19 protein-coding genes are annotated in these 26,637 nt (G+C 61.3%); 5 read left to right on the forward strand and 14 right to left on the reverse strand.

Annotated elements, in window-relative coordinates:
* Positions 1–33: 33 nt before the first annotated feature.
* From Q7F16_RS20190 to hutC, 5 genes are all read right to left on the reverse strand, one after another.
* A complete protein-coding gene (locus Q7F16_RS20190) occupies positions 34–1,002 on the reverse strand; it encodes an ABC transporter substrate-binding protein (protein ID WP_014336129.1) in 969 nt (322 codons plus the stop codon).
* 70 nt (positions 1,003–1,072) lie between these two features.
* Entirely contained in the window at positions 1,073–2,539 is a 1,467-nt protein-coding gene (locus Q7F16_RS20195; protein ID WP_079301549.1) for a purine-cytosine permease family protein, read from the reverse strand.
* Between the two features lie 149 nt (positions 2,540–2,688).
* The gene (gene hutU, locus Q7F16_RS20200) at positions 2,689–4,377 is read right to left on the reverse strand and encodes a urocanate hydratase (RefSeq protein ID WP_409556887.1); all 1,689 of its coding nucleotides are present in this window, start codon (positions 4,375–4,377) and stop codon (positions 2,689–2,691) included.
* Between the two features lie 447 nt (positions 4,378–4,824).
* Positions 4,825–5,394: a HutD/Ves family protein gene (locus Q7F16_RS20205; protein WP_046064103.1), complete on the reverse strand. Its 570-nt coding sequence runs from the start codon at positions 5,392–5,394 to the stop codon at positions 4,825–4,827.
* Positions 5,391–6,101, reverse strand: a complete 711-nt coding sequence (gene hutC, locus Q7F16_RS20210) for a histidine utilization repressor (protein ID WP_172436109.1) — start codon at positions 6,099–6,101, stop codon at positions 5,391–5,393. The genes Q7F16_RS20205 and hutC overlap by 4 nt, the downstream gene beginning before the upstream one ends.
* Before the next feature lie 143 nt (positions 6,102–6,244).
* Here hutC and Q7F16_RS20215 point away from each other — a divergent pair, with 143 nt between their 5' ends.
* On the forward strand, positions 6,245–7,609 hold the full coding sequence (locus tag Q7F16_RS20215; RefSeq protein ID WP_409556886.1) for a formimidoylglutamate deiminase: 1,365 nt from the start codon (positions 6,245–6,247) through the stop codon (positions 7,607–7,609).
* Positions 7,610–7,729: 120 nt separating this feature from the next.
* Here the strand turns inward: Q7F16_RS20215 and Q7F16_RS20220 are convergent, their stop codons facing one another.
* Together Q7F16_RS20220 and Q7F16_RS20225 are read right to left on the reverse strand one after the other, a co-directional pair.
* Positions 7,730–8,299, reverse strand: a complete 570-nt coding sequence (locus tag Q7F16_RS20220) for a lipocalin family protein (RefSeq protein WP_041475670.1) — start codon at positions 8,297–8,299, stop codon at positions 7,730–7,732.
* Between the two features lie 31 nt (positions 8,300–8,330).
* Positions 8,331–8,585: a hypothetical protein gene (locus Q7F16_RS20225; RefSeq protein WP_014336122.1), complete on the reverse strand. Its 255-nt coding sequence runs from the start codon at positions 8,583–8,585 to the stop codon at positions 8,331–8,333.
* A 283-nt stretch (positions 8,586–8,868) separates the two neighbouring features.
* Here Q7F16_RS20225 and Q7F16_RS20230 point away from each other — a divergent pair, with 283 nt between their 5' ends.
* Positions 8,869–10,761, forward strand: a complete 1,893-nt coding sequence (locus Q7F16_RS20230; RefSeq protein ID WP_200899359.1) for a methyl-accepting chemotaxis protein — start codon at positions 8,869–8,871, stop codon at positions 10,759–10,761.
* Between the two features lie 121 nt (positions 10,762–10,882).
* Here Q7F16_RS20230 and Q7F16_RS20235 read toward each other — a convergent pair whose 3' ends face one another.
* The 5 genes from Q7F16_RS20235 to Q7F16_RS20255 form a co-directional block, all read right to left on the reverse strand.
* Positions 10,883–11,479: a DUF924 family protein gene (locus tag Q7F16_RS20235; protein WP_409556885.1), complete on the reverse strand. Its 597-nt coding sequence runs from the start codon at positions 11,477–11,479 to the stop codon at positions 10,883–10,885.
* A gap of 3 nt (positions 11,480–11,482) precedes the next feature.
* On the reverse strand, positions 11,483–12,493 hold the full coding sequence (locus Q7F16_RS20240; protein WP_014336119.1) for a class 1 fructose-bisphosphatase: 1,011 nt from the start codon (positions 12,491–12,493) through the stop codon (positions 11,483–11,485).
* A gap of 234 nt (positions 12,494–12,727) precedes the next feature.
* A complete protein-coding gene (locus tag Q7F16_RS20245; RefSeq protein WP_095963331.1) occupies positions 12,728–14,104 on the reverse strand; it encodes a DUF3999 domain-containing protein in 1,377 nt (458 codons plus the stop codon).
* Positions 14,101–17,724, reverse strand: coding sequence for a DUF2339 domain-containing protein (locus Q7F16_RS20250; protein WP_409556884.1), 3,624 nt, complete (start codon positions 17,722–17,724; stop codon positions 14,101–14,103). Before Q7F16_RS20250 ends, Q7F16_RS20245 begins: the two co-directional genes overlap by 4 nt.
* A 321-nt stretch (positions 17,725–18,045) precedes the next feature.
* Complete coding sequence (locus tag Q7F16_RS20255) at positions 18,046–20,496, reverse strand: glycogen/starch/alpha-glucan phosphorylase (RefSeq protein WP_014336116.1); 2,451 nt, start codon at positions 20,494–20,496, stop codon at positions 18,046–18,048.
* A gap of 105 nt (positions 20,497–20,601) precedes the next feature.
* Between Q7F16_RS20255 and Q7F16_RS20260 the strand changes: the two genes are divergently transcribed.
* Together Q7F16_RS20260 and Q7F16_RS20265 are read left to right on the forward strand one after the other, a co-directional pair.
* Positions 20,602–20,742, forward strand: a complete 141-nt coding sequence (locus tag Q7F16_RS20260) for a hypothetical protein (RefSeq protein WP_155767778.1) — start codon at positions 20,602–20,604, stop codon at positions 20,740–20,742.
* 6 nt (positions 20,743–20,748) lie between these two features.
* Complete coding sequence (locus Q7F16_RS20265) at positions 20,749–21,186, forward strand: YkgJ family cysteine cluster protein (RefSeq protein ID WP_003196865.1); 438 nt, start codon at positions 20,749–20,751, stop codon at positions 21,184–21,186.
* 225 nt (positions 21,187–21,411) lie between these two features.
* Here the strand turns inward: Q7F16_RS20265 and typA are convergent, their stop codons facing one another.
* Together typA and thiI are read right to left on the reverse strand one after the other, a co-directional pair.
* Positions 21,412–23,232, reverse strand: coding sequence for a translational GTPase TypA (gene typA, locus Q7F16_RS20270; RefSeq protein WP_003186725.1), 1,821 nt, complete (start codon positions 23,230–23,232; stop codon positions 21,412–21,414).
* 138 nt (positions 23,233–23,370) lie between these two features.
* The gene (gene thiI, locus Q7F16_RS20275) at positions 23,371–24,825 is read right to left on the reverse strand and encodes a tRNA uracil 4-sulfurtransferase ThiI (protein WP_003196863.1); all 1,455 of its coding nucleotides are present in this window, start codon (positions 24,823–24,825) and stop codon (positions 23,371–23,373) included.
* Positions 24,826–25,153: 328 nt separating this feature from the next.
* Between thiI and glnA the strand changes: the two genes are divergently transcribed.
* A complete protein-coding gene (gene glnA, locus Q7F16_RS20280) occupies positions 25,154–26,560 on the forward strand; it encodes a type I glutamate--ammonia ligase (RefSeq protein WP_014336114.1) in 1,407 nt (468 codons plus the stop codon).
* The last annotated feature ends 77 nt before the right edge of the window (positions 26,561–26,637 follow it).

Consider the following 26,637-nt stretch of genomic DNA (forward strand, 5'->3'; position numbering starts at 1 on the left):
GCCAGCCCCACGGTTGGCCGGGAAGTATTCGACCTACAGAGCCGCGTCGATTTTCTTGGCAGCGTCTTCGCTTACCCAGGCGTGCCAGACTTCAGGATGTTCCTTCAGGAAGATCTTCGCCAGTTTCGGCGACTCGATCCGCTCCTTGGCCATGCGCCCGAGGTTCTGGTTCAGGATATCGATCGGCAGGTTGACCTTTTCCAGCACCGCCACCAGTTCCGGAGCCTCGTCGTGGAAGGTCTTGGACAGGCCGACCTTGATGCTCACGCTTTTATCCACGCCTGGTTTTTCTTCCAGTTTCACCAGGTCCACCTGGCCCATCAGCGGCGTGGGCGACCAGTAGTAGAACAGGATCGGTTCGCCACGCTTGTAGCTCGACAGCACCGCCGCATCCAGCGCCGGGCCGGTGCCTGGACGGAAGTTGGTGTAGGTTTTTTCCAGGCCATAGCTTTTCAGCATTTCGCTGTTGTCCAGCTCGCAGGTCCAGCCGGCCGGACAGTTATAGAAGCGGCCCTTGGACGGTTCTTCCGGGTCCTTGAACACGGCCGCGTACTGGCCCAGGTCAGCGATGTTCTTAAGGCCTGGTGCCTTGGCTTCGAGCTTGCGCTTGGCGTCGCCCTCAACCACGTAGCGCGGCACGTACCAGCCTTCGATGGCACCCACGACCGGGGCACCGACGCCGACTACCTTGCCGGCCTTCTCGGCCTTGTTCCAGACTTCGCTGCGGCCGACCCACTCTTCGGCGAACACCTGGATGTCGTTGCTGCTCAGGGCGTTCTCCATCGTGATGGAGTTGCCTGGCAGGCTGTCGGTCTTGCAGTCGTAGCCTTTCTCCAGCACCACTTGCAGGACGTCGGTCAGCAACATGCCACTTTCCCAATTCAGGCCGGCGAACTTCACCGGTTTACCCGACTCGCACCAACCCGCCGCTTGTGTGGCGCCGGCGCTGGCCAGCAGGCCCATGGAAAGCAATGTGGTCAGCAGGGTCTTGTTCGACTTCATTATGTGACGCTCCTAATCAGTTGGATTGGCTTACGGCAGTCAAGAGGCATCCAGCCCTGTCAACGTCCCATCAGACCGCTTGGATGCGGCCCGCCCTGCTCGGTTGTGCGTCAACCGTGTCCTGCTCGATCGGCAGGATCAATTGATCGGGTACAGCGCTGTGCCACTTCTTGGCGACGACGTAATACAGCGCCGCCGGAACCACCAGGCCGATGATCCAGGAAATGTCCACACCTCCCATGGCTGCCACCAGCGGACCGGTATAGAACTTGGTGGCGATGAACGGCAGTTGGACCAGTACGCCGAAGACATAGACGCTGATGCCGAGGGCGTTCCAACGACCGTAGCGGCCGTTCGGATCGGCCAGTGCCGGCACGTCATAGCGCTCGCGAGTGATGCAGTAGTAGTCCACCAGGTTGATCGCGCTCCAAGGTGTAAAGAACGCCAGCAAGAACAGGATGAAGGACTTGAACGCACCGAGGAACGAGTGCTGGCCGAGCAGCGCGATCAGCGTCGCAGCGCCGACGATGACCAGCACGAAGACCAGGCGCTGCAGGCGCGTTACGTTCAGGTGACCACGAAAACCGCTGATGATGGTCGCGATGCACATGAAGCTGCCGTAGGAGTTCAGCGTCGAGATGGTCACCTTGCCGAACGCGATGCTGAAATACAGCAGCGCAGCGGTGGCACCGGTGCCCCCCAGGCCCACGATGTAGGCCACTTCGTGACCGGCGAACTGCCCATTGGCCGAGGCGGCGGCAAACACGCCGAGGATCATCGCCACCTGTGCGCCGATGACGGAACCGGCGCCTGCGGCAAAAAAGGTTTTCACCGAAGAAGTCTTGCTCGGCAGGTAACGTGAATAGTCCGCCACGTAGGGGCCGAAGGCGATCTGCCAGGATGCCGCGAGCGACACCGCAAGCAGGAAACCGCTCCAGCTGAAATGGCGGATTTGCAGGAGTGCGCCAACGTCCGTCTGGCTGATCAGACGAGCGAACAGGTAAACAAAGGCAATCACACCAATAACGCTGGCGACACGGCCAATGAAGTGAATCACCCGATAGCCGAGCACCGTGACCAGCACGATGACACTGGCGAAAATGAGGATGCCGACACTGTCGCTGACGCCAAACAACTGGCCCAGCGCCTGGCCGGAAAGCACGGTTCCCGTTGCGGTGAAACCCAGGTACATCAGGCACACCAGCACGATCGGGATGGCCGCGCCATAAACGCCAAACTGCACCCGGCTGGAGATCATCTGCGGCAGGCCCAGCTTGGGCCCTTGCGCGGCATGCAACGCCATGACGCCACCGCCGAGCAGTTGGCCGATCAGCAAACCGATCAACGACCAGAACACATCACCGCCCAGCACCACCGCCAATGCGCCGGTGACAATGGCTGTGATTTGCAGGTTGGCACCCATCCAGAGGGTGAACTGGCTCAACAGCCGACCGTGTCTCTCCGCTTCCGGGATGTAGTCGATCGAACGTTTCTCGATCAACGGCTTGCTGCTTGCACGTGTGCTGGTGACAGCCATGGTTCAACCTCTGTGGATTGTTCTGCAATTCAATTGCGCCGCACTCCTGTGGGAGCGAGCTTGCTCGCGATGAGGGCGTGTCAGTAGACGGAACCGGTACTGATCCACCGCTATCGCGAGCAAGCTCGCTCCCACAGGGGGGCCCGGGTTTATTTACCGGTAATCATCGGCAGGTTCAGCCCCTGTTCCTTGGCGCAATCAATGGCGATCTGGTAACCGGCATCGGCATGACGCATCACGCCCGTGGCCGGGTCGTTGTGCAGCACGCGGGCAATGCGCTCAGCCGCTTCATCGGTACCATCGCAGACGATCACCATGCCCGAGTGCTGGGAGAAGCCCATGCCGACGCCACCACCGTGGTGCAGCGATACCCAGGTCGCGCCGCTGGCGGTGTTGAGCAAGGCGTTGAGCAACGGCCAGTCGGAGACCGCATCGGAACCGTCCTGCATGGATTCGGTTTCACGGTTGGGGCTGGCGACGGAACCGGAGTCCAGGTGGTCGCGGCCGATCACGATCGGTGCCGACAACTCGCCGCTACGGACCATCTCGTTGAAGGCCAGGCCCAGCTTGGCGCGTTGGCCCAGGCCAACCCAGCAGATACGTGCCGGCAAGCCCTGGAAGCTGATGCGCTCGCGGGCCATGTCCAGCCAGTTGTGCAGGTGGGTGTCGTCGGGGATCAGTTCCTTGACCTTGGCGTCGGTCTTGTAGATGTCCTGCGGATCACCCGACAGCGCGGCCCAGCGGAACGGGCCGATACCGCGGCAGAACAGCGGACGGATATAGGCCGGGACGAAGCCTGGGAAGTCGAAGGCATTTTCGACGCCCTCTTCCTGGGCCATCTGGCGGATGTTGTTGCCGTAGTCGAAGGTCGGCACGCCCATTTTCTGGAAGGCCAGCATGGCTTTGACGTGGACGGCCATCGATTGCTTGGCAGCCTTCACCACGGCGGCGGGTTCGGTCTTGGCACGGGCACGGTATTCGTCCCAGGTCCAGCCGGCCGGCAAGTAGCCGTTGAGTGGGTCGTGGGCGCTGGTCTGGTCGGTGACCATGTCTGGGCGCACCCCACGACGGACCATTTCCGGCAGGATCTCGGCAGCGTTCCCACACAGCGCGATGGAAATCGCCTTGCCTTCGGCGGTGTATTTCTCAATGCGCGCCAGGGCATCGTCGAGGTCCTTGGCTTGCTCGTCGACGTAGCGGGTTTTCAAGCGGAAATCGATGCTCACCTGCTGGCACTCGATGTTCAGCGAGCACGCACCGGCCAGGGTCGCGGCCAAGGGTTGCGCACCGCCCATGCCGCCCAGGCCGGCGGTCAGGACCCAACGGCCCTTGAGGTTGGAGTCGTAGTGTTGGCGACCGGCCTCGACGAAGGTTTCATAAGTGCCTTGCACGATGCCCTGGCTGCCGATGTAGATCCAGCTGCCGGCGGTCATCTGGCCGTACATGGCCAGGCCCTTGGCGTCGAGTTCGTTGAAGTGCTCCCAACTGGCCCAGTGCGGCACCAGGTTGGAGTTGGCGATCAGTACGCGAGGGGCGTTGCTGTGGGTCTTGAACACGCCCACCGGCTTGCCGGATTGCACCAGCAGGGTTTCGTCGTCATTCAGGTTGGTCAGGCTTTCGACGATCTTGTCGTAGCACTCCCAGTTGCGCGCCGCGCGGCCAATGCCACCGTAGACCACCAGTTCCTTGGGGTTCTCGGCCACTTCCGGGTCGAGGTTGTTCATCAACATGCGCAGCGGCGCTTCAGTCAGCCAGCTCTTGGCGGTCAGCGTGTTACCGCGAGGGGCACGGATTTCAACGTCACGGTATTTTTCGGGTTTGCGGGTAGCGTCGGTCACAGCAAAAACTCCTCAGCGATCAATCCAGACCAGCCCGGGCAGTGGGCAGCGATTCAGCGGACGTTGCGTTGAATATCGGTGACTCATACGCATACGTCTTTACTTGTATGTACAAGCATATGCAATCAAGCGGCCAACTTGCTGGAGGCGGTGCTCAGGAACGGTTGGGGGATTGGCTGCAAGCCTTATGATTTAAGGGCTGCCGAGCCGAATGAAATTTTTCAAGAGGGTTTTCGAGGGGGAAATCGGAGGGGCATAAAAGCGTGGTATTGCGCCACGCTGGGGCATTCGGTAACAAGTTGGTGCGCTAACAGGAAACAATGAGCGCGTTTTTTGTGGCGAGGGAGCTTGCTCCCGCTGGGGCGCGTAGCGGCCCTCTTTTTGGGACTGCTGCGCAGCCCAGCGGGAGCAAGCTCCCTCGCCACAAAAGCTCTGTCACAGGTTTTCTTAACAGGCGGTCAGTTCGATCACACAGCATTGACCGTGGGTCGAGACATCCACCAACCCGGTGTTACCGCTCAGTTGCAAACAGTCGTAGAGGCCCAAGTCCACGGCAGACTCACCGATCTTGATAGCCAGTCCAGGAGCGGCACTGAACACCAGCACCGTTCCCGCCTCACTGAAAAACCGCTGCTGGCCGCCCAACCACTGCAACCGCGCGCGGTAACGCTGCGGCGCGTAGATCAGGTTGAAGTCGCGAATCGGTCCGCCCAGCAACGTGCAATAGACATGGCTCTCGCCGCTGAAGGCAAAGGGGTCCAGCGGATGCAGAGCCCGCGTGGCCTGGCCATCGACGTTCAGCGTCATGCCGTCCCCCTGCAAGACACTGATGACCCGCTCGTAACCGGCGAAGGTGGAAAAACCGCCCGACTCACCGATATCGGCAATCGACAGGCGCCAGCCGAAACCTTCCAGGCCGGCGCCGGCATCGCGAGTGATTTCCTCAGTGCTGCCGCCGCCGTTTTTCCACGGCATGCGTGGGTAGTCTGCCGCGCGCAAAACCTTCAAATGGCTCATTTATGAAAGCGCCCTTCCAGACTGTGACGGGAGCCTGGATGGATCAGGCGTGCGGCGGTCACCGGCTGGCGTCCGGACCAGGTACGGCGGCGGATCAACAGGCACGGCTCGCCCCTTTCGATCTGCAGCAACTTGCATTCGCTCGGCTCGGCCAGGATCGCCTCGACCACATGCTCGCCTTCGGTCAGCGGCGCGACCTGGTTGAGATAGGCGTAGGGCGTTTGCACGGTGAAATCCTGCTTGAGGTAGTCCGGCGCCACCAGTGCGTTGACGAAACGGTCCTCGATTTGCACGGGGATGTCGTTCTCGAAATGCACGATCAGCGAATGGAACACCTTCTGGCCTTCGCGCATGTCCAGGGCCAGGGCCCGCTCGGAACCGGCCGCCTCTTCTTCCAGGGTGATGACCTTGCAGGAGTGGCGATGACCACGGGAGGCGATTTCGTCGGCGATGTTGTGCACTTCGAACAACGCGGACTGACTCTTGGGCTCGGCCACGAAGGTGCCGACACCCTGCATGCGCACCAACAGGCCGTCGGCGGTCATTTCCCGCAGCGCACGGTTGATGGTCATGCGACTGAAGCCCAGTTGGCTGACCAGTTCGCTTTCCGACGGCACGCGGTAATGCGGCGGCCAGTTTCCACTGTCGATCTGCTGGGTGATCATTTGTTTGACGCGGGCGTACAGGGGTGCCGGACTGTCACCCATGTTTGCGGCCAGCGGCGGTTTGGCAGGCGGAGTCGGCACGGCGGTTCCCTGTTCTGCGGATAAGGTTGCTAGCTTGCCGGAGTTTACCGGCCAGGCAAACGTCTGTATATGTATATACAAATTACGCACGATGAGGTTGAACCATGTCCGCCTTCTTTGCCGAACGCGCGCTGCTGCCTAGTGGATGGGCCCATGATGTACGTCTTGAGGTCGATGCCGAAGGCGTCCTGACCCATGTCCAGGCCGGTTCCCACGCAGACGGCGCCGAACGGCTGGGCGGTCCGCTGTTGCCGGGTATGCCGAACCTGCACTCCCACGCCTTCCAACGGGCGATGGCCGGGCTGGCGGAAGTGGTGGGCAATCCCAACGACAGTTTCTGGACATGGCGCGACTTGATGTACCGCCTCGTCGGAAAAATCAGTCCCGACCAACTCGGTATCATCGCCCGCCAGCTGTACATCGAAATGCTCAAGGCCGGCTACACCTCGGTCGCCGAATTCCATTACGTGCACCATGATATCGACGGCGCGGCCTACGCCGACCCGGCTGAGCTGGCCCTGCGCATCAGCCACGCCGCCAGCGCCGCCGGCATTGGCCTGACGCTGCTGCCGGTGCTCTACAGCCACTCCGGTTTTGGCGGCCAGGCGCCCAATGACGGGCAGCGCCGATTCATCAACAGCACCGAAAACTACTTGAAGCTTCAGTCACGCTTGCAGCCGATCCTGGCCGGGCAGCCGTCCCAGGCGCTGGGTCTGTGCTTCCACTCGCTGCGCGCCGTGACACCCGGGCAGATCCACGACGTGCTGGCCGCCAGCGACCGTGAATGCCCGGTGCACATCCACATCGCCGAACAGCAGAAGGAAGTCGACGACTGCCTGAGCTGGAGCGGCGCCCGCCCACTGCAATGGCTGTACGAAAACACCGAAGTCGACCAGCGCTGGTGCCTGGTCCACGCCACCCACGCCAACGCCCAGGAAGTCAGCCTCATGGCCAGGAGCCGGGCGATAGCCGGCCTGTGCCTGACCACCGAAGCCAACCTGGGGGACGGGATTTTCCCGGCCGTGGATTTCCTCGCCCAGGGCGGGCGCCTGGGTATCGGCTCCGACAGCCATGTGTCGTTGAGCGTGGTCGAAGAATTGCGCTGGCTGGAATATGGTCAGCGCCTGCGGGATCAACGGCGCAACCGCTTGTATCGAGCGGATCAGCCGATGGTCGGTCGCACCTTGTTCGATGCCGCGCTGGAAGGCGGCGCCCAGGCTCTGGGGCAACCGGTCGGCGCCCTTGAAATCGGCAAGCGCGCCGACTGGCTGGTGCTCGATGGCAGCGACCCCTATTTGGCCACGGCCCAGGGCGACGGGATCCTCAATCGCTGGCTGTTTGCTGGCGGCGATCGTCAGGTGCGCGATGTGATGGTCGGCGGGCAGTGGGTGGTGCGCGATGGGCGTCATGCCGGCGAAGAGCAAAGCGCCCGGGCGTTTACCCAGGTACTGCGCGAACTGCTGGGCTGAACCGATCAACCCTGTGGGAGCGAGCTTGCTCGCGATGGGGCCTTTACCTTCAACCTACAGGTTGACTGAAAGTCCGCTATCGCGAGCAAGCTCGCTCCCACATTGGCTTTCGGCTGGCAGTTAGTCCGAGGTTTTGGCCATCTGCCGATCCGACGCGCGCCAGATCAAGCGCGTGGTGTCGTAGCCCTGCTGGCGCGCGATGCTCAGCAGTTCCTCGCGCACGACGCTATTGACGGTCGGTGTACGGGACAGCAGCCACATGTAGCGACGGCTCGGGTCGCCAACGATGGCGGTCTTGTAGTCATCGCTGACGTACAGCACCCAGTATTGCCCTTTGGCCACGCCCGGCACGATCCGCGAAAACCAATTATCAAACTCGACCCAGAGCTTGTCGGTCTTGCCCGGCACCTGCGGCGTGGCGGTGCCCCTGGCTTCTTCCCACTGCCAGTCAGAAGTCAGGCAGCGATTGAGCACACCCACGTTGCCGTCTGGCTTGAGGGTGTAGTGAGCTTCCGATTGCGCGCAATTACGCTGGAAGTACATGGGCAGGCGGGCCAATTCATACCAGGTCCCTTGGTAACGCTTGAGATTGACGCTGTTGACCGTCTTGGGTGCCAGCGGATCTTCGCCAGAAGTGGCACAGCCAGCCAAAACCAGGCCAGCTAAAAGCACAAAAACTAACCGCATCATTATTTTTCTCCCGCAGGCCTCTGGCCTCGGTTTACTTCAGGCCTTGGCCGGAAAACATCAACACTTTGTCACCGGCGTACTGCACGCTGATAAAGCTTTTCTGGTCGCCCCAGGTGCAGCTGGACATGCCGAGCGCGCCTGAACAATCGGTCGGTTTCCCCAGTAACGTTTCGACTTCGGACTTGGGCATGCCAGTCGACAGTTTCGAATAGTTTTCCTGGTTGACCTTGCTGCATGCAGTCAACACGACGCACATAAACAGCAGGGCGATAGATCGCAGCGACATGGAGTAACTCCTGGAACGAAGGGAGGTGGCAGGGTGCCAACCTGATCCTTAGAAGAGAAAACCCCTATCTGGTTCCCTGACGCGCCCAGTATTTATTGGCTGTGCAGAGGTGTTTCATCGGTGAATCACCCGGTTTGTGACGCCGTCGTACCTTTCGTCGGGATGGGGCCCTTGGCGCCTGATGGGCCGGGCTTTTGCGCCGATAAAAAGTAACAGCGCAAAATCCTGCGTTATGGCAAATTGACAGCCCTTCCTGACCCGTCCCTCCGCGGTAGTGTTCTTAATGACCAGAAACATGAAATTCAGCCATAAAATCCTGCTGGCTGCCGCCCTCGTGGTAGCCATTGCATTCGCTTGTTTCATCCTGTTCAACGACTATCGTCAACGCCAGAGCCTGCACGCCAGCACCGAGACCTCCATGCAGGAACTCGGCAACCTGACCAGCCGTAACATCCAGACGTGGGTCGACGGCCGTATCCAGTTGCTGCAATCGCTGGCCCAGCAGATCGCCGTGGACGGCAATGGTGCCGACAGCCTCAAGCGCGCCGTGGGCCTGCCGGCCTACACCGGCAACTTCCAGCTCAGCTATTTCGGCGGCACCGATGGTGTGATGTTCTCGGTACCGGCCGGCAATCGCGCCGCCGACTACGACCCGCGCGCCCGTGGCTGGTACAAGGCCGCCAACAGCGCACAGCAAACCATCGTCACCGAACCCTACATCGCCGCCTCGTCGGGCAAGCTGGTGATCACCGTCGCCACGCCGGTACAGCGCCAGAACCAGATGATCGGCGTAGCCGGCGCGGACATCGACCTGTCCAGCGTCAGCGCCATCATCAACTCGCTGAACTTCGGCGGCCACGGCCACGCGTTCATCGTCAGCGCCGACGGCAAGATCCTGATCCACCCCGACAGCAAGCGCGTGCTCAAGACCCTGGCCGAGGCGTACCCTAACGGCGCGCCTCAAATCAGCCCGGGCGTGAAAGAAGTCGACCTCGACGGCAAGACCCAATTCATCTCCTTCACCCACGTCAACGGCGTGCCGGGCGCCGACTGGTACGTGGCGCTGGTGCTCGACAAGGACACCGCACTGGCGATGCTCAGTGAGTTCCGCACTTCGGCGCTGATCGCCATGGTCATCGCCGTGGTGTTCATCATCGCCCTGCTCGGCATGTTGATCCGCGTGCTGATGCAACCGCTGCTGGCCATGGGCCGCGCCATGCACGACATCGCCGAAGGCGAAGGCGACCTGACCCGGCGCCTGGTCATCCACGGCCACGACGAATTCGGCGCCCTGGGCACTTCGTTCAACCGCTTTGTCGAACGCATTCATACCTCGATCCGTGAAGTGGCCTCGGCCACCGGCCAGGTCAACGAAGTTGCCCTGCGCGTGGTCAGCGCCTCCAACTCGTCGATGTACAACTCCGACCAGCAGGCTTCGCGCACCAGCAGCGTGGCCGCGGCCATCAACCAGCTCGGTGCCGCCGCCCAGGAAATCGCCCAGAACGCCGCCCTCGCCTCGCAACATTCAAGCGATGCGCGCAGCTTGGCTGAAGATGGCCAACAAGTGGTGGATAAAACCATCGCGGCCATGCAGCAGTTGTCGGCCAAGATCAGCGATTCGTGCGGCAACATCGAAACCTTGAACAGCAACACGGTGAACATCGGCCAGATTCTTGAGGTGATCACCAGCATTTCCCAGCAGACCAACCTGCTCGCCCTCAACGCCGCCATCGAAGCGGCCCGCGCCGGTGAAGCCGGCCGTGGCTTCGCCGTGGTGGCCGATGAAGTGCGCAACCTGGCTCACCGCACCCAGGACTCGGCGCAGCAAGTGCAGAAGATGATCGAAGAGCTGCAAGTTGGCGCACGGGAAGCGGTACTGACCATGACCGACAGCCAGCGCCAGAGCGAAGGCAGCGTCAGCATCGCCAACCAGGCCGGCGAACGGTTGGGCAGCGTGACCCAGCGTATCGGTGAAATCGACGGCATGAACCAGTCCGTGGCGACCGCCACCGAAGAACAGACCGCCGTGGTGGAGTCGATCAACGTCGACATCACCGAGATCAACACCCTGAACCAGGAAGGCGTGGAAAACCTGCAAGCCACCTTGCGGGCCTGTGCCGACCTTGAGCAGCAGGCGGCGCGGTTGAAGCAGTTGGTGGGAAGCTTCCGGATCTAGTCTGGAAGGGCCCCATCGCGAGCAAGCTCGCTCCCACAGTTGACCGCGTTCTGCCAGGGAAACGCGATCGACTGTGGGAGCGAGCTTGCTCGCGATAGCGGCATCAGCCGCGCGGAAAAACTCAGAACCTGGCCCCAGGCCTGTTCAAGAATTCCGCTTCCTCAACCGTGGACTGGCGCCCCAACACCGCATTGCGATGGGGGAAGCGCCCAAACCGGGCAATGATCTTCTGATGCCGCTCGGCATAATCCAGGTTGTCTTCAAACACCGCCCGCTGCGCCTCCGGCTGTTCTCGCACCAGGTCGATAAACCGTGACACGGCCTCGTTCTGCACCGCGAGGTTTTCGCAGTGTTCGAGTACGAGGTAGATGAATACCCGCTGGATCGGTTTGAGTTGCCGGTCGAAACCCGCCGCCATGCCCTGGGCCACCAGCGCTTGGGCACGCAGGTCACCGGAGAAGGCCTTGGGGGTGTCGCGAAAGATCATTCGCGGGAGTTGGTCGAGTAGCAGCACCAGGGCCAGCCAACCTTCCGGGCGTTGCGCCCAGTCGGTCAATCCGCCGGCCAGTGCCTGCTCGACCCGATCGCCGAAGCGCTCTTGCGCTTGGCGATCATGGCCTTTGCCAAACCACAACTTGCCCTTGTCAGCCGATATTTCGTCCGGTGTCTTGGCTGAACCAAACCACCAATCGAGCAACGGCTGCCAGGGCTCGGCCATGATTTATTCCTTGTGGTAGGCCGTAACGCGCGCCACTTCTTCCTTCGAGCCGAGGAACACCGCTACGCGCTGGTGCAGGCCGTCGGGCTTGATATCGAGGATGCGCTGGTGACCGTCGGTGGAAGCGCCGCCGGCCTGTTCCACCAGGAACGACATCGGGTTGGCTTCGTACATCAGGCGCAGCTTGCCCGGCTTGGACGGCTCACGGCTGTCGCGCGGGTACATGAACAGACCGCCACGGGTCAGGATGCGGTGCACATCGGCAACCATCGCGGCAACCCAGCGCATGTTGTAGTTCTTTTTCAGCGGGCCTTCTTCGCCCGCCAGCAACTCTTCGACGTAGCGTTTTACCGGGGCTTCCCAGTGACGCTGGTTGGACATGTTGATGGCAAATTCCTGGGTGGTTTCAGGAATGGTGATGTCTTCGTGGGTCAGTACGAAGCTGCCCATTTCGCGGTCCAGGGTGAAGCCCTTGACGCCGTCGCCCAGGGTCAGCACCAGCATGGTCTGAGGGCCGTAGATGGCGTAACCGGCAGCGACCTGCTCGGTGCCTGGCTGCAGGAAGGCCTTTTCATTCAAGGCTTCGTTCTGGCTCAGGTATTCGTTCGGGCAACGCAGTACCGAGAAAATGGTGCCAACCGGTGCGTTGATGTCGATGTTCGACGAACCGTCCAGTGGGTCGAACACCAGCAGGTAGGCACCCTTGGGGTATTTGCCCGGGATCTGGTAGGCATTGTCCATTTCCTCGGACGCCATGCCGGCCAGGTGACCGCCCCACTCGTTGGCTTCGAGCAGGATTTCGTTGGACAGCACGTCGAGCTTCTTCTGCACTTCGCCCTGCACGTTTTCGGTGCCCATGCTGCCCAGGACACCACCCAGCGCGCCTTTGGAGACGGCGTGGCTGATTTCCTTGCACGCACGCGCCACCACTTCGATCAAAAAGCGCAGATCGGCAGGGGTGTTGTTGCTGCGGGTCTGCTCAATCAAATAGCGACTCAAGGTAACGCGGGACATGGACGGCTCCGAAGAATAGGGGACGGAAAAACCAGCGCAGTTTAGCGCGAGTCGGGACTTAATTCCTCCTATGAGACGGGGAATGGAGGATTGAGTTCACGGGGTAGCGGTTCGCTTGGGTATTTCTGTTGATTGAGAGGACGCTATCGCGAGCGAGCTCACTCCCACAGTTGACCGAGTTGTTCCGACGAACGCGATCTATTGTGGGAGCGAGCTCGCTCGCGATGAATCACCTCAACTCTTGACCGGCGGCTTGCGCAACAGGCTGAACGCCATCGCCGCGAGGAACAGCACGCTGAGCAGCAGCACCGCCCACAAGCCGATTTTCTTCCAATTGGTATCGACCGTCGCTGGCGCGGTTGCCGTGGCCGCAGCCGGGGTCGACGTGGCCGCGCCGTTCACGGTCGCCGCACCCAGCGTCGCCAGGCGCGACGGTTTGTAATCGGGCACCAGCGTGGTCAAGGGCAAGCTGGCCGCTTTCACTGTCGCGTTGCCCAGGGCCAGGCGGTAGGGCCCTTCGCCGCGCGCCAGGAACACCACCTGGGTCGGACGCACGGCAAAGCGCAGGGTCGGGGCTTCGCTACCCAGGCCGCCGCCACGCTCGTCCACGGTCAATTTCAATTGCTGTACGGTCTGGCCAGACAGTTGCAATTGGTTTTGCAGCACATCCTGGCCGTTCTGGGTCAGGCGATAGAGCAAGCCACTGCCCAGCGGTTGCCACGGATGGCTGCTTTCACGGCGACCGGCCAGGATCACCGGCGCCAGACTGTTGGCCTGGCTCAACTCGACCTGCACCTGCTCGATGTTCAGCCCCATGGGCAACTGCCAGGTGTATTCACCGGCCTTCGCAGTGCTGCCTGCCAACGGCTGCGACCAGACCAGCGGCAACGGCAGGCTTTCGCGGCTGGCGCTTTGCAGCTGGGCCGAGGTCAGCACCGGCGCGGAGGACGGCGAATCCCACAACAACCGCAGGTAACGCGCCGGCTGCCCAGGCAGGCTCACTTCATGCTGCTCGACTCGCTCATCGGCAAAGGTCAAGCGCGCCACCTGGCCTTCGCCCCACGACTGCCAGTGCTGCAAGTCGTCACTGGCTTCGATGGTGAACCGCTGGAAACCGTCCCGCTCACTGGTCCAGTCGAGGATCAACTGCTGCAACGGTGCCTTGATCGCGCTGGCATCCAACAACCAGCCACGCAACTCCTCCTCCCCTGCTTCGAGCCGGCTGGAGGGTTGGACCTCCACCAGGGTGCCGTTGGCGTTCGATTGCACCCGCACACTGGGCGCGCGCTCGTTGTCATCGGCGGCGTTGTACAGCGGGAACCACTTCACGTCGGTGAGGGTGCGGTTTTCCCGGCTCTGGGCCGACTCACGCACCAGGGCGTAGGCCTGGGCCTGGCCGGCCGCGTTAAAGACCCGCAGATCGCTCAGGTCGGTCTGCCGCGCTTGCAACTGAACGTCCAAGGGCAACGGGAGGCGATACCACGGCCCTTCGCCACTCAAGGCCAAGGGCACCTGATGGGCGAAATCCGTCGATTGCTCCTGGGCCACGGCCGACAATGCCGCCCATAACCCCACCACGCCCAGCCCGATCCGACTCAACTTGCGACTCAAGATGACACTCCCTCACTGACAGGCATAGGCGGTTCATCCTGCGCGACCGTCTCTGGGCGCTTGGGTGGCAGCGGGGCAAAATAGCCCACTACCAGCAGCAACACGCCTACACCGATAAACGAAACAATCCGCGCCAGACCGCCACGGTTACTCAATTCGACAAAGAACAGCTTGGCCACGACCACGGCGATCAACGCCGCGCCGATCAGCCACACTTCACGACGGTGGCGCAAATGCCCGCCGATCATCAGGCCCAAGGCGATCAGGGTCCAGACAATGGACAGCCCGGCCTGCACGAACATCGATTCAAGCAGCGCATCCAGCTCGTACGGGACACCCATCCACTGGTGGGCAGTGCGCATCACCAGGGCGGTGAAGAACGCGAACAGCGACACCCCGGCGATCAACTGGGCGATGTGCCCGACGCGATTCCAACGGTTCGTCGATTGCGCCACGGCGTTGCGAGCCCACACATAGATACCGAACAAGGCGAACAGCAGGCCCAGCTCCAAGGGGTTGAGCAACGGCACATAAGGCAGCGGCTCTGAGTTGCCATCGCTGAAGGTGTTGGTCAGCCAGAACCAACCGAGCATCAACAGCGCCATGGGCGCCGCCGCGTAGACACGGTATTCCCGTGGTTGCGCCGAAACCGGCCATGGCAAGGTACGCGGCGTGGCCATCAGCACCAGGTACAGGCCCGGCAGGATCGCCCAGGCCAGCCAGCGCCAGGCGTTGTACTGCTCGGACAGCAACAGCAGGCCATAACGCAACTCCAGCATCAACACCGCCATCAGCAACCAGCAGCCCAGCACGTGGGCCGTACTGCGCGCAGAGGCCGGCAGCATCGGCGCCAGGCGTTTGAGAGAGAGGAAATGCACGGCAAATACCGCCAGCCAGGCCAGCCAGCCGAAATTCGCGGCCGGGTGATAGTGGCTGTGCCACGTTGCTACCAGCACACAGCCCGCCGCCGGGATCAACAAGGTGCACAGCAGCCCCAGCGCCGGCCATTTCAACCGCTGCGCCAAGACCGTCCATACCGCCACGCTGATCGCCGCAACCAGCAGCAGCCAGCTGCCTTGCAGGTTCGCCGGGGCAAAGCGCAATACTTCGCTGACCCACGCCAGCGCCCACCAACCGGCGCCCCAGATCAGCAGCAGCTCGGACAGGCGCTGCAAGCTCAAGGTCTCGAGTTCCTGCGCCGCGTGTGCCCGTTGCAGGCGCCATGCGCCCACCAGCGCTGCCAGCCCCAGCACCAGCGGCGTCCAGAAGCCGCTATGGGCCAGCGGTCGCAGATCCTCGGCATTGAGCGGCCCCAACAGCGCCGGCCCCGCCGTCAGGAACGCCGCACCGCCAAGCAGCTGCAGTAGCAGGCCGAAGACAAAGCTCACACGTTGCTTCAGGTACAGGCTCAGCCAGATGATCAACAGGCCGCTGGCCGCCCACACACCGCTCGCCGTTTGCCACGGCAGGACGAACAGCACCGCAAGGTTGATCAGCACCAACCCCGCCAACAACACCACCGACAAGCCGCGCAGCAACCGGACATCGTTGCGCACCATGTCGTCACGTGCCGCCAGCAACATGCCGCCAATCAACGCCAGGCCGATCAGCGAGGCGCTGAGCAAACCGCTCCAGCCCGCGCTGAACACCGCCGCCGAATCCCCCTCGGCGCCTTGCAAGCGCAACAGGAACAGCGCGCCGCCAAGTAATTGCACCGCGAATGCTGTGAACAGGAAGCTGCGCGACTGCAGGCGCAGGCCGACAAACAGCGTTGCCAATCCAGCCAGGGCCCAGGCAATGGCGGTGCCGTGGGTGAAGAAGAACAGCGGTGCCAGCAGATAGAGGAAGCTCAACCCCAGCACAGCCAGCACCGGCAGGCCTCGGCGCTCCCAATGGGCGCTGTGCTCAGGCTCAGCCTTGTGCAGTTGGTGGAAGGTGAACAGCAAGGCGCCGCCGAGCATCAATGCGCCCAGCGCTGAACCATCGAGCAAGCTGCCGTCGCCGCTGCGCAACTCGCTGACGAACGCCAGTGCCGAACCCAATTGCAGCAACAAGGCAAAAGCCCGGGCGAATGGGCGCTGCTGGCGCAGGCCCAGCCAGAAGATCCCCGCGCCTTCCACGGCCCACGCCGCTGCGGTCCAACGGGCATCGAGACCCAAAGGGATCGCCAGGCTGGCAAAAATCACCCCCAGGGCAAGGCAGGTTTCCGCCAGCAGCAGGGCGCGACCGCCCATCAATACCCGCGCCAGGCCCATGTAGATCATGCCCAGGGCCAGGGCGCTGAACGCAGCGGCGAACTCAAAATGCTGCACCAACGCAAACTGCAAGCCGAAGCCCACCAGCGGCGGGCCGAACAGCATGGTGCCGTCCACGTAATCGCCCTTGCGCGCCGACCAGTGCAACAGCGCATCGCGGCTGGCGTCTTCGGGAGCATCGCTCATTTCCAGCAACTTGCGCCGGGTGAACAGCAAGCCAATCGCCAGGTAGACAAGGAAGAACAGGATCAGGAAAGGCTCGGTGCTCCAGAGCAATTCCGGTGTATAGGAACGCATGCCCCAGGCGAAACCGATGCCGAAGGTGCCGACAAAACCGATCAGGTTGAGCAGGCGCCAGGTCTTGAACCAGGCAATCGCAAGGATGCCGGCATTGAGCAGGATGAAATAGCTGAACAGCGCGACGTGGTTGCCACTGCCGGTGGAGGTCAGGATCGGCGCGGCAAACCCGCCCAGCGCTGCAGCCGCAGCCAGGCCCAGGGCGTTCTGGGTAATCGCCAGGATTGCCGAGAACACCGTCACCGCCACCAGCAAGCCCAGGGCCGCCTTGGAATCGAGCAACGGATGCAGGCGCATGGCCGCGAACACCGTCAGGTACAGCACCGCGATCCCGGTGCCCTGGAGCATAAGCGCATAGTTGCTGTTGCGTTGGCGCAACCACCAGCCCAGGCCCAACAGGCCCAACGCGCTGGCCGCGACGCCGGCGTAACGCAACTCGATCGGCACCACCATGCCTTCGGTGGCGTAGCGCAGCAAAAACGCCAGGCCGAGGAACAACAGCACCACACCGACCCGCAGCACCGTGTTGCCACCGAACAGCCAGTTGCGCGCGCCAATCACGGCGCGGTCGAATAGATTCGGGCCACGGGGGGCCGCAGGTTTCGAAACCCTCGGCTCCAGGGGCAACGGCGCGAAGTCGCGGTCGGCACGCCGACTGGACGTGGTTGGCGCGGTTTTCCAAACGTCATCGGGCAACGGTTGGCTGGCTTGGGTGGCCATCGTGGGAACGGGCTCGAGATCTGGCGGCAACTCCCAGACCAGCTCTGGCTCGGTGCGCGCTTCGGGCTTCGCGGCCTGGGGCACGACTACCTCGGGCGCTGGCGCAGGCTCACTCGATGCGGCAACGGCCCCGCGCTCGAACACTGCCAGCCGTGCCTCCAACGTGAGCAAGCTCTGCTGGGCCTCTTGCAACAAGATCTGTTGCTTGGCCGCCTGGATACCCAGGCGCCCCAATCGAAACGACTGACCGATGCCAAGCCCCGCCAGCGCGCCTATCAGCGCATCGGCGAACGACTCGTCCACCACCCAGCCGAGTGCCAGGCCCAACAGCGTCAAGATCCATTGCATGGTCGATATCCCTAAGCGGCCCGTTGCGGGCGTAACCGGGGTGATGCGGTGCCTGGATCAGTCTAGTGGAAACCCCCAAACCCTGTGGGAGCGAGCTGTGTGGGAGCAAAGCTTGCTCGCGATCCAGGCGCTGCGGTCCTCAAGAGACCGCGGCGTTTTCATCGCGGGCAAGCCTTGCTCCCACACAGCTCGCTCCCACATTGGATTGTTGGCACTTCCAGTGCTGAGCCCGGCCACACCCCAGCCCGGCGAAACTGGCGCCTAGTATATCGACGAAGCCCAACCGCCGTTGGGCTTCGCTCACATTTCTTACAGCAAATGCTACTCCAGGGCTTTCCAGATGTCGGTCGCGTACTCACGGATGGTCCGGTCCGAAGAGAACCAGCCCATGCGCGCGGTGTTGAGCACCGCCGAACGCCACCATTGCTTGGAGTCGTGCCAACGCTCTTCGACCTTGGCCTGGGCGTTCCAGTACGAGTCGAAGTCGGCGCAGACCAGGAAGCGATCGTAATCGACCAACGAGTCCACGAGCCCGGCGTAGCGCATCGGATCATCCGGCGAGAACACCCCGCCGCGAATCGCCTGCAACACATCGTTGAGCCGATGGGACGCGGCGATATCCGGCGCGGCGCTGAACTCACCGTTTTGCTTGCGGGCCTCCACCTGCTCGGCAGTCAGGCCGAAGATGAACATGTGCTCACCGCCGACGCGCTCATGCATCTCCACGTTGGCGCCGTCCATGGTGCCGATGGTCAGTGCGCCGTTGAGGCCGAACTTCATGTTGCTGGTGCCCGACGCTTCGAAACCGGCCGTGGAGATCTGCTCCGACAGGTCCGCCGCCGGAATGATGCTTTCGGCCAGGCTGACGTTGTAGTTGGGCAGGAACACCACTTTGAGCAGGCCTCGCACGGTCGGGTCGTTGTTCACCACCCGGGCGATGTCGTTGGTCAATTTGATGATCAGCTTGGCCTGGTGATAACTGGCGGCGGCCTTGCCGGCGAAGATCTTCACCCGCGGTACCCAGTCCACTTCCGGCTCGGCGCGGATCGCCTGGTACAGCGCCACGGTGTGCATCAGGTTGAGCAACTGGCGCTTGTACTCATGGATCCGCTTGACCTGCACGTCGAACATCGCCGCCGGGTTCACGGCGATGCCCAGGCGTTCGTGGATCAGATAAGCCAGGGCCTTCTTGCTGTGCAAGCGCTGCTCGGCGAACAGCTTGCGAAACGCGGGCTTGTCGGCAAACGGCTCCAGTTCGATCAGGCGCTCCTCGGGGTTGTCGAGCACGCTCGGGCCGAGGGCATCGACCATCATCGAGGTCAATTCGGCGTTGGCCTGGAACAACCAGCGGCGGAAGGTAATGCCGTTGGTCTTGTTGTTGATCCGATCCGGATAGAGTTTGTGCAGCTCGGAAAACACCGTGCTACGCATCAGCTGGGTATGCAACCCGGACACGCCATTGACGCTGTGGGAACCGAGGAATGCCAGGTTGCCCATGCGCACCCGGCGACCGTTGTCCTCTTCGATCAGCGAAACCGAACGCAGCACATCAAAGTCGTGCACGCCCTTGGCTCGCAGCGAATCGATGTGCTGGGCGTTGATCAGGTAGATGATCTGCATGTGCCGGGGCAACATGCGCTCCATCAGCCCCACCGGCCAGGTTTCCAAGGCTTCGGGCAACAACGTGTGGTTGGTGTAGGACAGCGTGTCCTGGGTGATCTGCCAGGCCGCGTCCCAAGCCACGTCGTAGACATCCACCAGTTGCCGCATCAGCTCGGCCACGGCAATGGACGGGTGAGTGTCGTTGAGCTGGATCGCGGCGTGATCGCCCAGGGTCAGCACTGAGGTGTGCATGTTGCGATGACGACGCAGCAGGTCTTGCAGCGAGGCGGCCACGAAGAAATATTCCTGGCGCAGACGCAGTTCCTGGCCGGCCTCAGTGCTGTCGGCCGGATACAGCACGCGGGAAATACTTTCGGCCCGGGCCACTTCGGCTACCGCGCCCAGGTGGTCGCCGGCGTTGAAGCGCTCCAGGTGCAGGTCTTCCACGGCGCGGGCACGCCACAGGCGCAGGGTGTTGACGCTGGCACCGCGCCAGCCCACCACGGGTGTGTCATAGGCGATGGCCCGCACGGTTTCGGCCGGGGACCAGACCTGGCGGGTCTTGCCGGCATCATCAGTGACGGTCTCGACACTGCCGCCAAAGCCGATCGGGTAGACCACTTCCGGCCGCTCGAACTCCCACGGGTTGCCGAAATCCAGCCAGTGTTCGGTCTGCTCCTGCTGCCAGCCATCGACGATCGCCTGGCGGAACAGGCCGTGTTCATAACGGATGCCGTAGCCATGGCCGGCAATGCCCAGTGTGGACATGCTTTCCATGAAACATGCGGCCAAGCGGCCAAGACCGCCGTTACCCAGCGCCGCATCCGGCTCGAGCAGACGGATGCGCTCCAGGTCCACACCCAGCTCGGTCAGGGCTTCGCGGGCGGTATCCAGCAGGCCGAGGTTGCTCAGGCTGTCGTAGAGCAAGCGACCGATGAGGAATTCCAGGGAGAGGTAATAGACGCGCTTCTGGCCCTTGCGGTAGATCTGTCGCGTGTGGTCCATCCAGTGATCGACCATGTGGTCGCGGGCGGCGAGGGCGATGGCTTCGAACCAGTCGTGATCAAACGCATGATCCGGGTCCTTGCCGACGGCATAAGTGAGTTTGGTCAACACGGCGTCGCGAAATGCGGCAACTTCGGCTTCGCGAACAAGTGGTTCTTGAGTCATTGATAAGACCTCGAACGAGCATGGAATTGTCTGAGCCTAGACGGTCTGACAGACGGTACAGGCTCTTGGTTCGGTGGATTTCCCGAGTGTCGGAGAATCGTCGCCATGGAATTGCCGGATGGTCGAATGAATGCAGGGGCCGTGCCGATCCGGGCGGGTTTGGCCGGGATGAAAAAAAACTGGCGGATGGTCGTTCAAAATTTCACCAGTCCCGGTATGATCGCGCGCCCTGATGCATGCTGGTAAACCGTGATGATGAAGCCCAACCTGATCGCCGCCGCGGAGATCGACCGACTCGATACCTGGGCCAAGTACTCCGCCCCGATGTGCGGTTCCTGCGTGTCGAGCTGCTGCACGCTGCCGGTGGAGGTCAAGATCAAGGACCTGATCCGCATTGGCATCGTCGATGAGTTCGAACTGGGCGACCCGCCGAAGAACATCGCCAAGCGCCTGCAAAAGGAAGGGATCGTCGAGCGCTACAACCAGAAGTCGGAAATCTTCACGCTCCAGCGCATGAGCAACAACGATTGCCTTTATCTGGACCGCAAAAGCCGGTTGTGCACCATTTACGAGAAACGTCCAGACACCTGCCGCAACCATCCGCGGGTCGGGCCACGTCCGGGCTATTGCGCCTACAAGCCCAAGGAAGTGGAGCGCGAGCGGAATCCGCGGACGCTGGACAAATTCTGATCGACTGCTAGTTTCTGCGGCGTTTTGCAGATCGCTTTCGCGAGCAAGCCCGCTCCCACAATGGATCTACGGCGGATACAAAATCTGTGTCCACTGAAGATCCACTGTGGGAGCGGGCTTGCTCGCGAAGGGGCCCTATCAGACACCCAATAATTTCCAGGCATAAAAAAACGCCCCCGATCTCACGACCGGGGGCGTTTTTTTAGCTGTTAACTAAGTCGAAACTCAGTTGCCGCTTTTCTTGGCAGCGCGGGTACGCTCGCTTTCGCCCAGGATCTTCTTGCGAAGACGGATGGACTTAGGAGTGACTTCACACAGCTCGTCTTCCTGCACGAACTCCAGAGCCTGCTCCAGGGTGAACTTGACCGGCGGAACCAGAGCGATGGTTTCGTCTTTGCCCGAAGCACGCATGTTGTCGAGCTTCTTGCCTTTGGTTGGGTTCACGCCCAGGTCGTTGTCGCGGCTGTTCAGGCCGACGATTTGACCTTCGTAGATATCCTGGCCGTGCTCGACGAACAGCTTGCCGCGCGCTTGCAGGGTTTCCAGCGAGTAGGTCAGTGCCTTGCCGGTCGCAACCGATACCAGGACGCCGTTCTGACGGCCGGACATGTCGCCGGACTTCATCACGTCGTAACGATCAAAGATCGAAGTCAGGATACCGCCACCGGAGGTCAGGGTCAGGAACTCGTTACGGAAACCGATCAGGCCACGAGCCGGGATGTTGTACTCAAGGCGCACACGGCCCTTGCCATCCGGAACCATGTTGGTCAGGTCGCCTTTACGCAGGCCCATTTGCTCCATGATCGCGCCCTGGGATTCTTCCGGCAGGTCGATGGTCACGTTTTCGTACGGTTCGTGCTTGACGCCATCAACCATGCGGATGATCACTTCAGGACGGCCCACACCCATTTCGAAGCCTTCGCGACGCATGGTTTCGATCAGTACCGAGAGGTGCAGCTCACCACGGCCGGAGACCTTGAACTTGTCGGCCGAGTCGCCTTCTTCAACGCGCAGTGCCACGTTGTAGAGCAGCTCTTTGTCCAGGCGTTCCTTGATGTTACGGCTGGTCACGAACTTGCCTTCTTTACCGCAGAATGGCGAGTCGTTGACCTGGAAGGTCATGGAAACGGTTGGCTCGTCGACGGTCAACGGCTTCATCGCTTCGACGTTCAGTGGGTCGCACAGGGTGTCGGAGATGAACAGTTGCTCGAAGCCGCTGATGCAGACGATGTCGCCGGCCGCTGCTTCTTCAACGTCGATGCGGTGCAGGCCGTGGTGACCCATCAGCTTGAGGATACGACCGTTGCGCTTCTTGCCGTCGGCGTCGATGGCAACCACCGGGGTGTTCGGCTTGATGCGACCACGGGCGATACGGCCAACACCGATAACACCCAGGAAGCTGTTGTAGTCCAGTGCCGAGATCTGCATCTGGAACGGACCGTCACGGTCGACTTTCGGCGCTGGTACGTCGTCGACGATCGACTGGTACAGCGGGGTCATGTCTTCAGCCATGGCGGTGTGGTCCAGACCGGCAATACCGTTCAGGGCCGAGGCGTAGACGACTTTGAAGTCCAGCTGTTCTTCGGTGGCACCCAGGTTGTCGAACAGGTCGAAGATCTGGTCCAGAACCCAGTCCGGACGCGCGCCTGGACGGTCAACCTTGTTGATCACCACGATCGGACGCAGGCCGGCTTCGAAAGCCTTCTTGGTCACGAAACGGGTTTGCGGCATAGGGCCGTCTTGAGCGTCAACCAGCAGCAGCACGGAGTCGACCATCGACATCACGCGCTCTACTTCACCACCGAAGTCGGCGTGGCCCGGGGTGTCCACGATGTTGATGTGGTAGCCATTCCAGTTGATGGCGGTGTTTTTCGCCAGGATGGTAATACCGCGCTCTTTTTCCTGGTCGTTGGAGTCCATCACGCGCTCGTCGTTGAGCTCGTTGCGCTCCAGGGTGCCGGATTGACGCAAGAGTTTGTCTACCAGGGTGGTCTTACCATGGTCAACGTGAGCAATGATGGCGATGTTGCGTAGATTTTCGATCACTTGTGTATCTCGATCAGAGGATTCGGTGTGCTGACAGGTCGTGGCAGCGATTTACGTTGAGTCCGACAAAGCCGTTACAGCCTGTCGGCGGCGTCGGGGGGCCGGTGACGCAGGCCACAGGCAAACAGCCCCGGGCACTTAGCTCGGTCGATAAACGCGCACATTGGCATGCCCCTCACTGAGCAAATGGTGGGCATGCAGGCGACTCATCACGCCTTTGTCGCAATACAGCAGGTACTGGCGAGTAGGGTCCAGTTCCTTGAAACGCGCGTTCACTGCATAGAACGGCATCGTTTTTACCTCGATGCCGGCGATACTCAGCGGGTCGTCTTCAGCGTCGTCCGGGTGACGGATGTCGATGATGATCTGACCGGCCAGCGCTTCGCCGACTTCTTCAATCTGAATGTCCTGGCCCAACTCATCGATGACTCGATCGATTGGCACCAGCCTGGCGTTTTCGAGCGCACGCTCGAGCACCGCCATGTCGAATTCTTTCTCTTCGTGCTCCACCCGCCCGCGCTTGGCCGCCGTCTTCGGGTTGACCGAGATGACGCCGCAGTACTCCGGCATGTGCCGGGCAAACTCGGCGGTGCCGATTTCATTGGCCTGGTCGATGATGTCCTGCTTGTGGCTGGCAATCAGCGGCCGCAAGACCAGCTTCTCGGTCACGCAGTCGATCACCGACAGGTTCGGCAACGTCTGGCTCGACACCTGGGAGATCGCCTCGCCGGTCACCAGCGCATCGATTTGCAGGCGGTCGGCAATTCGTGAAGCGGCGCGCAACATCATACGCTTCAAAATGACGCCCATATGACTGTTATCGACTTTGCCGAGAATCTCGCCCAGGACTTCTTCGAACGGCACACTCACAAATAACACGCGTTGGGAGCTGCCGTACTTCTTCCAGATGAAGTGCGCCACTTCCATCACGCCCAGTTCATGGGCGCGTCCGCCGAGGTTGAAGAAGCAGAAATGGCTCATCAACCCGCGACGCATGATCTGGTAGGCGGCCACCGTGGAGTCGAAACCGCCGGACATCAGCACCAGGGTCTGCTCCAGCGAACCCAGCGGATAACCGCCAATGCTGTTGTGCTGGCTGTGGATCACGAACAGCCGCTGGTCGCGAATTTCGATGCGCACTTCGATCTGCGGGTCTTTCAGCGAAATACCGGCCGCGCCGCACTGTCGGCGCAACTGGCTGCCGACGTACTTTTCCACATCCATCGAACTGAACGGGTGCTTGCCGGCACGCTTGCAGCGCACCGAGAAAATCTTGCCGGCCAGGGCATCACCATAATGGAGCATGCACTTGGCGAGGATGTCGTCGAAATCCCCCAGCGGGTATTCATCGACTTGCAGGAAATGCGCGATGCCCGGCATGCAGCTCAGGCGCTCGGTCATTTCCTTCAGGACCTTGGGTTCGCTGACACGGGTTTCCAGCTCGAGGTTGTCCCACACGCCATTCACCACCACGGCCGGGTCCAGGTCTCGGAGCACGGCACGGATGTTCTTGGCCAACTGGCGGATGAAACGCATCCGTACCGGGCGGCTCTTGATGGTGATCTCGGGGAAGACTTTTACGATTAGTTTCATGAAAACAGCGCGCGAACGGCCAGCCGAAAAAGGGGGGCGCGGATTATAGCGGAAATTGCTCAAGGTTTAACCAGTTTATGTGCAGATGGTTTTGCATGCACCAAAACAGGTCATTATCGATTGGCGGCGCCACATTGCAGTGCGTTATTGTCTGACAATCTTTGATTTACGCCTTTAAAAGCGTGGATTTGGTGCAAAAAACCCATGCTGGGGCACTGGCATGCAATTTGCTCCCTTGTGAGGCAGGTTGCCATGGCAGAGTATTCGCGCCGGCATCACCCATATCTAAGGGCACTCCACTACCCGCCCGAAGCCACCCGGAGGACATATGTCGAAGTCGGTTCAACTCATCAAAGATCATGACGTCAAGTGGATTGATCTGCGCTTCACTGACACCAAAGGTACTCAACATCACGTGACCATGCCGGCCCGTGATGCGCTGGACGACGAATTCTTTGAAATCGGGAAAATGTTCGACGGTTCCTCCATCTCCGGCTGGAAAGGCATCGAAGCCTCTGACATGATCCTGATGCCGGACGACGAAACTGCCGTCCTGGACCCGTTCACCGAAGAGCCGACCCTGATCCTGGTCTGCGACATCATCGAACCTTCGACCATGCAAGGCTATGACCGCGACCCACGCGCCATCGCCCACCGCGCCGAGGAATACCTGAAGTCCACCGGTATCGGCGACACCGCTTTCTTCGGTCCTGAGCCTGAGTTCTTCATCTTCGACTCGGTCAAATTCAAGTCCGACATCTCCGGCTCCATGTTCAAGATCTTCTCCGAACAGGGTTCGTGGATGTCCGACCAGGACGTGGAAGGCGGCAACAAAGGCCACCGTCCAGGCATCAAAGGCGGTTACTTCCCGGTTCCACCGTTCGACTTCGACCACGAAATCCGTACCTCCATGTGCAACGCACTGGAAGAAATGGGCCAGACCGTGGAAGTTCACCACCACGAAGTGGCAACTGCCGGCCAGAACGAAATCGGCGTGAAATTCAACACGCTGGTGAAGAAGGCTGACGAAGTCCAGACCCTGAAGTACTGCGTACACAACGTTGCTGACGCCTACGGTCGCACCGCGACCTTCATGCCGAAGCCTCTGTACGGCGACAACGGTTCGGGCATGCACGTTCACATGTCGATCTCCAAGGACGGCAAGAACACCTTCGCAGGCGAAGGTTATGCCGGCCTGTCGGACACCGCCCTGTACTTCATCGGCGGTATCATCAAGCACGGTAAGGCCCTGAACGGCTTCACCAACCCGTCGACCAACTCCTACAAGCGCCTGGTACCTGGCTTCGAAGCCCCGGTCATGCTGGCCTACTCGGCTCGCAACCGTTCCGCCTCGATCCGTATTCCTTACGTGAACAGCCCTAAAGCCCGCCGTATCGAAGCACGCTTCCCGGATCCGGCTGCCAACCCGTACCTGGCCTTCGCTGCACTGATGATGGCCGGTCTGGACGGTATCCAGAACAAGATCCACCCTGGCGACGCCGCTGACAAAAACCTGTATGACCTGCCGCCTGAAGAGGCCAAGGAAATTCCACAGGTGTGTGGCAGCTTGAAAGAAGCCCTGGAAGAGCTGGACAAGGGCCGCGCCTTCCTGACCAAGGGTGGCGTATTCAGCGATGACTTCATCGACGCTTACATCGCACTGAAAAGCGAAGAAGAAATCAAGGTTCGCACCTTCGTACACCCACTGGAATATGAGCTGTACTACAGCTGCTAATCCAGTAAGCGCCGCCACGCACGGCGTGCAATAAAGAAAGGCCTCCTTCGGGAGGCCTTTTTTATGGGCGCCAGTTA

It is taken from the genome of Pseudomonas sp. Lb2C2 (assembly GCF_052112205.1).
Taxonomy (GTDB): Bacteria; Pseudomonadota; Gammaproteobacteria; order Pseudomonadales; family Pseudomonadaceae; genus Aquipseudomonas; species Aquipseudomonas kilonensis.

What these genes read in the sequence shown, in the direction of transcription:
- Q7F16_RS20190 (WP_014336129.1), bottom strand. Translation starts at nt 1,002, where the DNA reads ATGAAGTCGAACAAGACCCTGCTGACCACATTGCTTTCCATGGGCCTG.
- Q7F16_RS20195 (WP_079301549.1), bottom strand. Translation starts at nt 2,539, where the DNA reads ATGGCTGTCACCAGCACACGTGCAAGCAGCAAGCCGTTGATCGAGAAA.
- Q7F16_RS20205 (WP_046064103.1), bottom strand. Translation starts at nt 5,394, where the DNA reads ATGAGCCATTTGAAGGTTTTGCGCGCGGCAGACTACCCACGCATGCCG.
- hutC (WP_172436109.1), bottom strand. Translation starts at nt 6,101, where the DNA reads ATGGGTGACAGTCCGGCACCCCTGTACGCCCGCGTCAAACAAATGATC.
- Q7F16_RS20215 (WP_409556886.1), top strand. Translation starts at nt 6,245, where the DNA reads ATGTCCGCCTTCTTTGCCGAACGCGCGCTGCTGCCTAGTGGATGGGCC.
- Q7F16_RS20220 (WP_041475670.1), bottom strand. Translation starts at nt 8,299, where the DNA reads ATGATGCGGTTAGTTTTTGTGCTTTTAGCTGGCCTGGTTTTGGCTGGC.
- Q7F16_RS20225 (WP_014336122.1), bottom strand. Translation starts at nt 8,585, where the DNA reads ATGTCGCTGCGATCTATCGCCCTGCTGTTTATGTGCGTCGTGTTGACT.
- Q7F16_RS20230 (WP_200899359.1), top strand. Translation starts at nt 8,869, where the DNA reads ATGACCAGAAACATGAAATTCAGCCATAAAATCCTGCTGGCTGCCGCC.
- Q7F16_RS20235 (WP_409556885.1), bottom strand. Translation starts at nt 11,479, where the DNA reads ATGGCCGAGCCCTGGCAGCCGTTGCTCGATTGGTGGTTTGGTTCAGCC.
- Q7F16_RS20240 (WP_014336119.1), bottom strand. Translation starts at nt 12,493, where the DNA reads ATGTCCCGCGTTACCTTGAGTCGCTATTTGATTGAGCAGACCCGCAGC.
- Q7F16_RS20250 (WP_409556884.1), bottom strand. Translation starts at nt 17,724, where the DNA reads ATGCAATGGATCTTGACGCTGTTGGGCCTGGCACTCGGCTGGGTGGTG.
- Q7F16_RS20255 (WP_014336116.1), bottom strand. Translation starts at nt 20,496, where the DNA reads ATGACTCAAGAACCACTTGTTCGCGAAGCCGAAGTTGCCGCATTTCGC.
- Q7F16_RS20260 (WP_155767778.1), top strand. Translation starts at nt 20,602, where the DNA reads ATGGAATTGCCGGATGGTCGAATGAATGCAGGGGCCGTGCCGATCCGG.
- Q7F16_RS20265 (WP_003196865.1), top strand. Translation starts at nt 20,749, where the DNA reads ATGATGAAGCCCAACCTGATCGCCGCCGCGGAGATCGACCGACTCGAT.
- thiI (WP_003196863.1), bottom strand. Translation starts at nt 24,825, where the DNA reads ATGAAACTAATCGTAAAAGTCTTCCCCGAGATCACCATCAAGAGCCGC.
- glnA (WP_014336114.1), top strand. Translation starts at nt 25,154, where the DNA reads ATGTCGAAGTCGGTTCAACTCATCAAAGATCATGACGTCAAGTGGATT.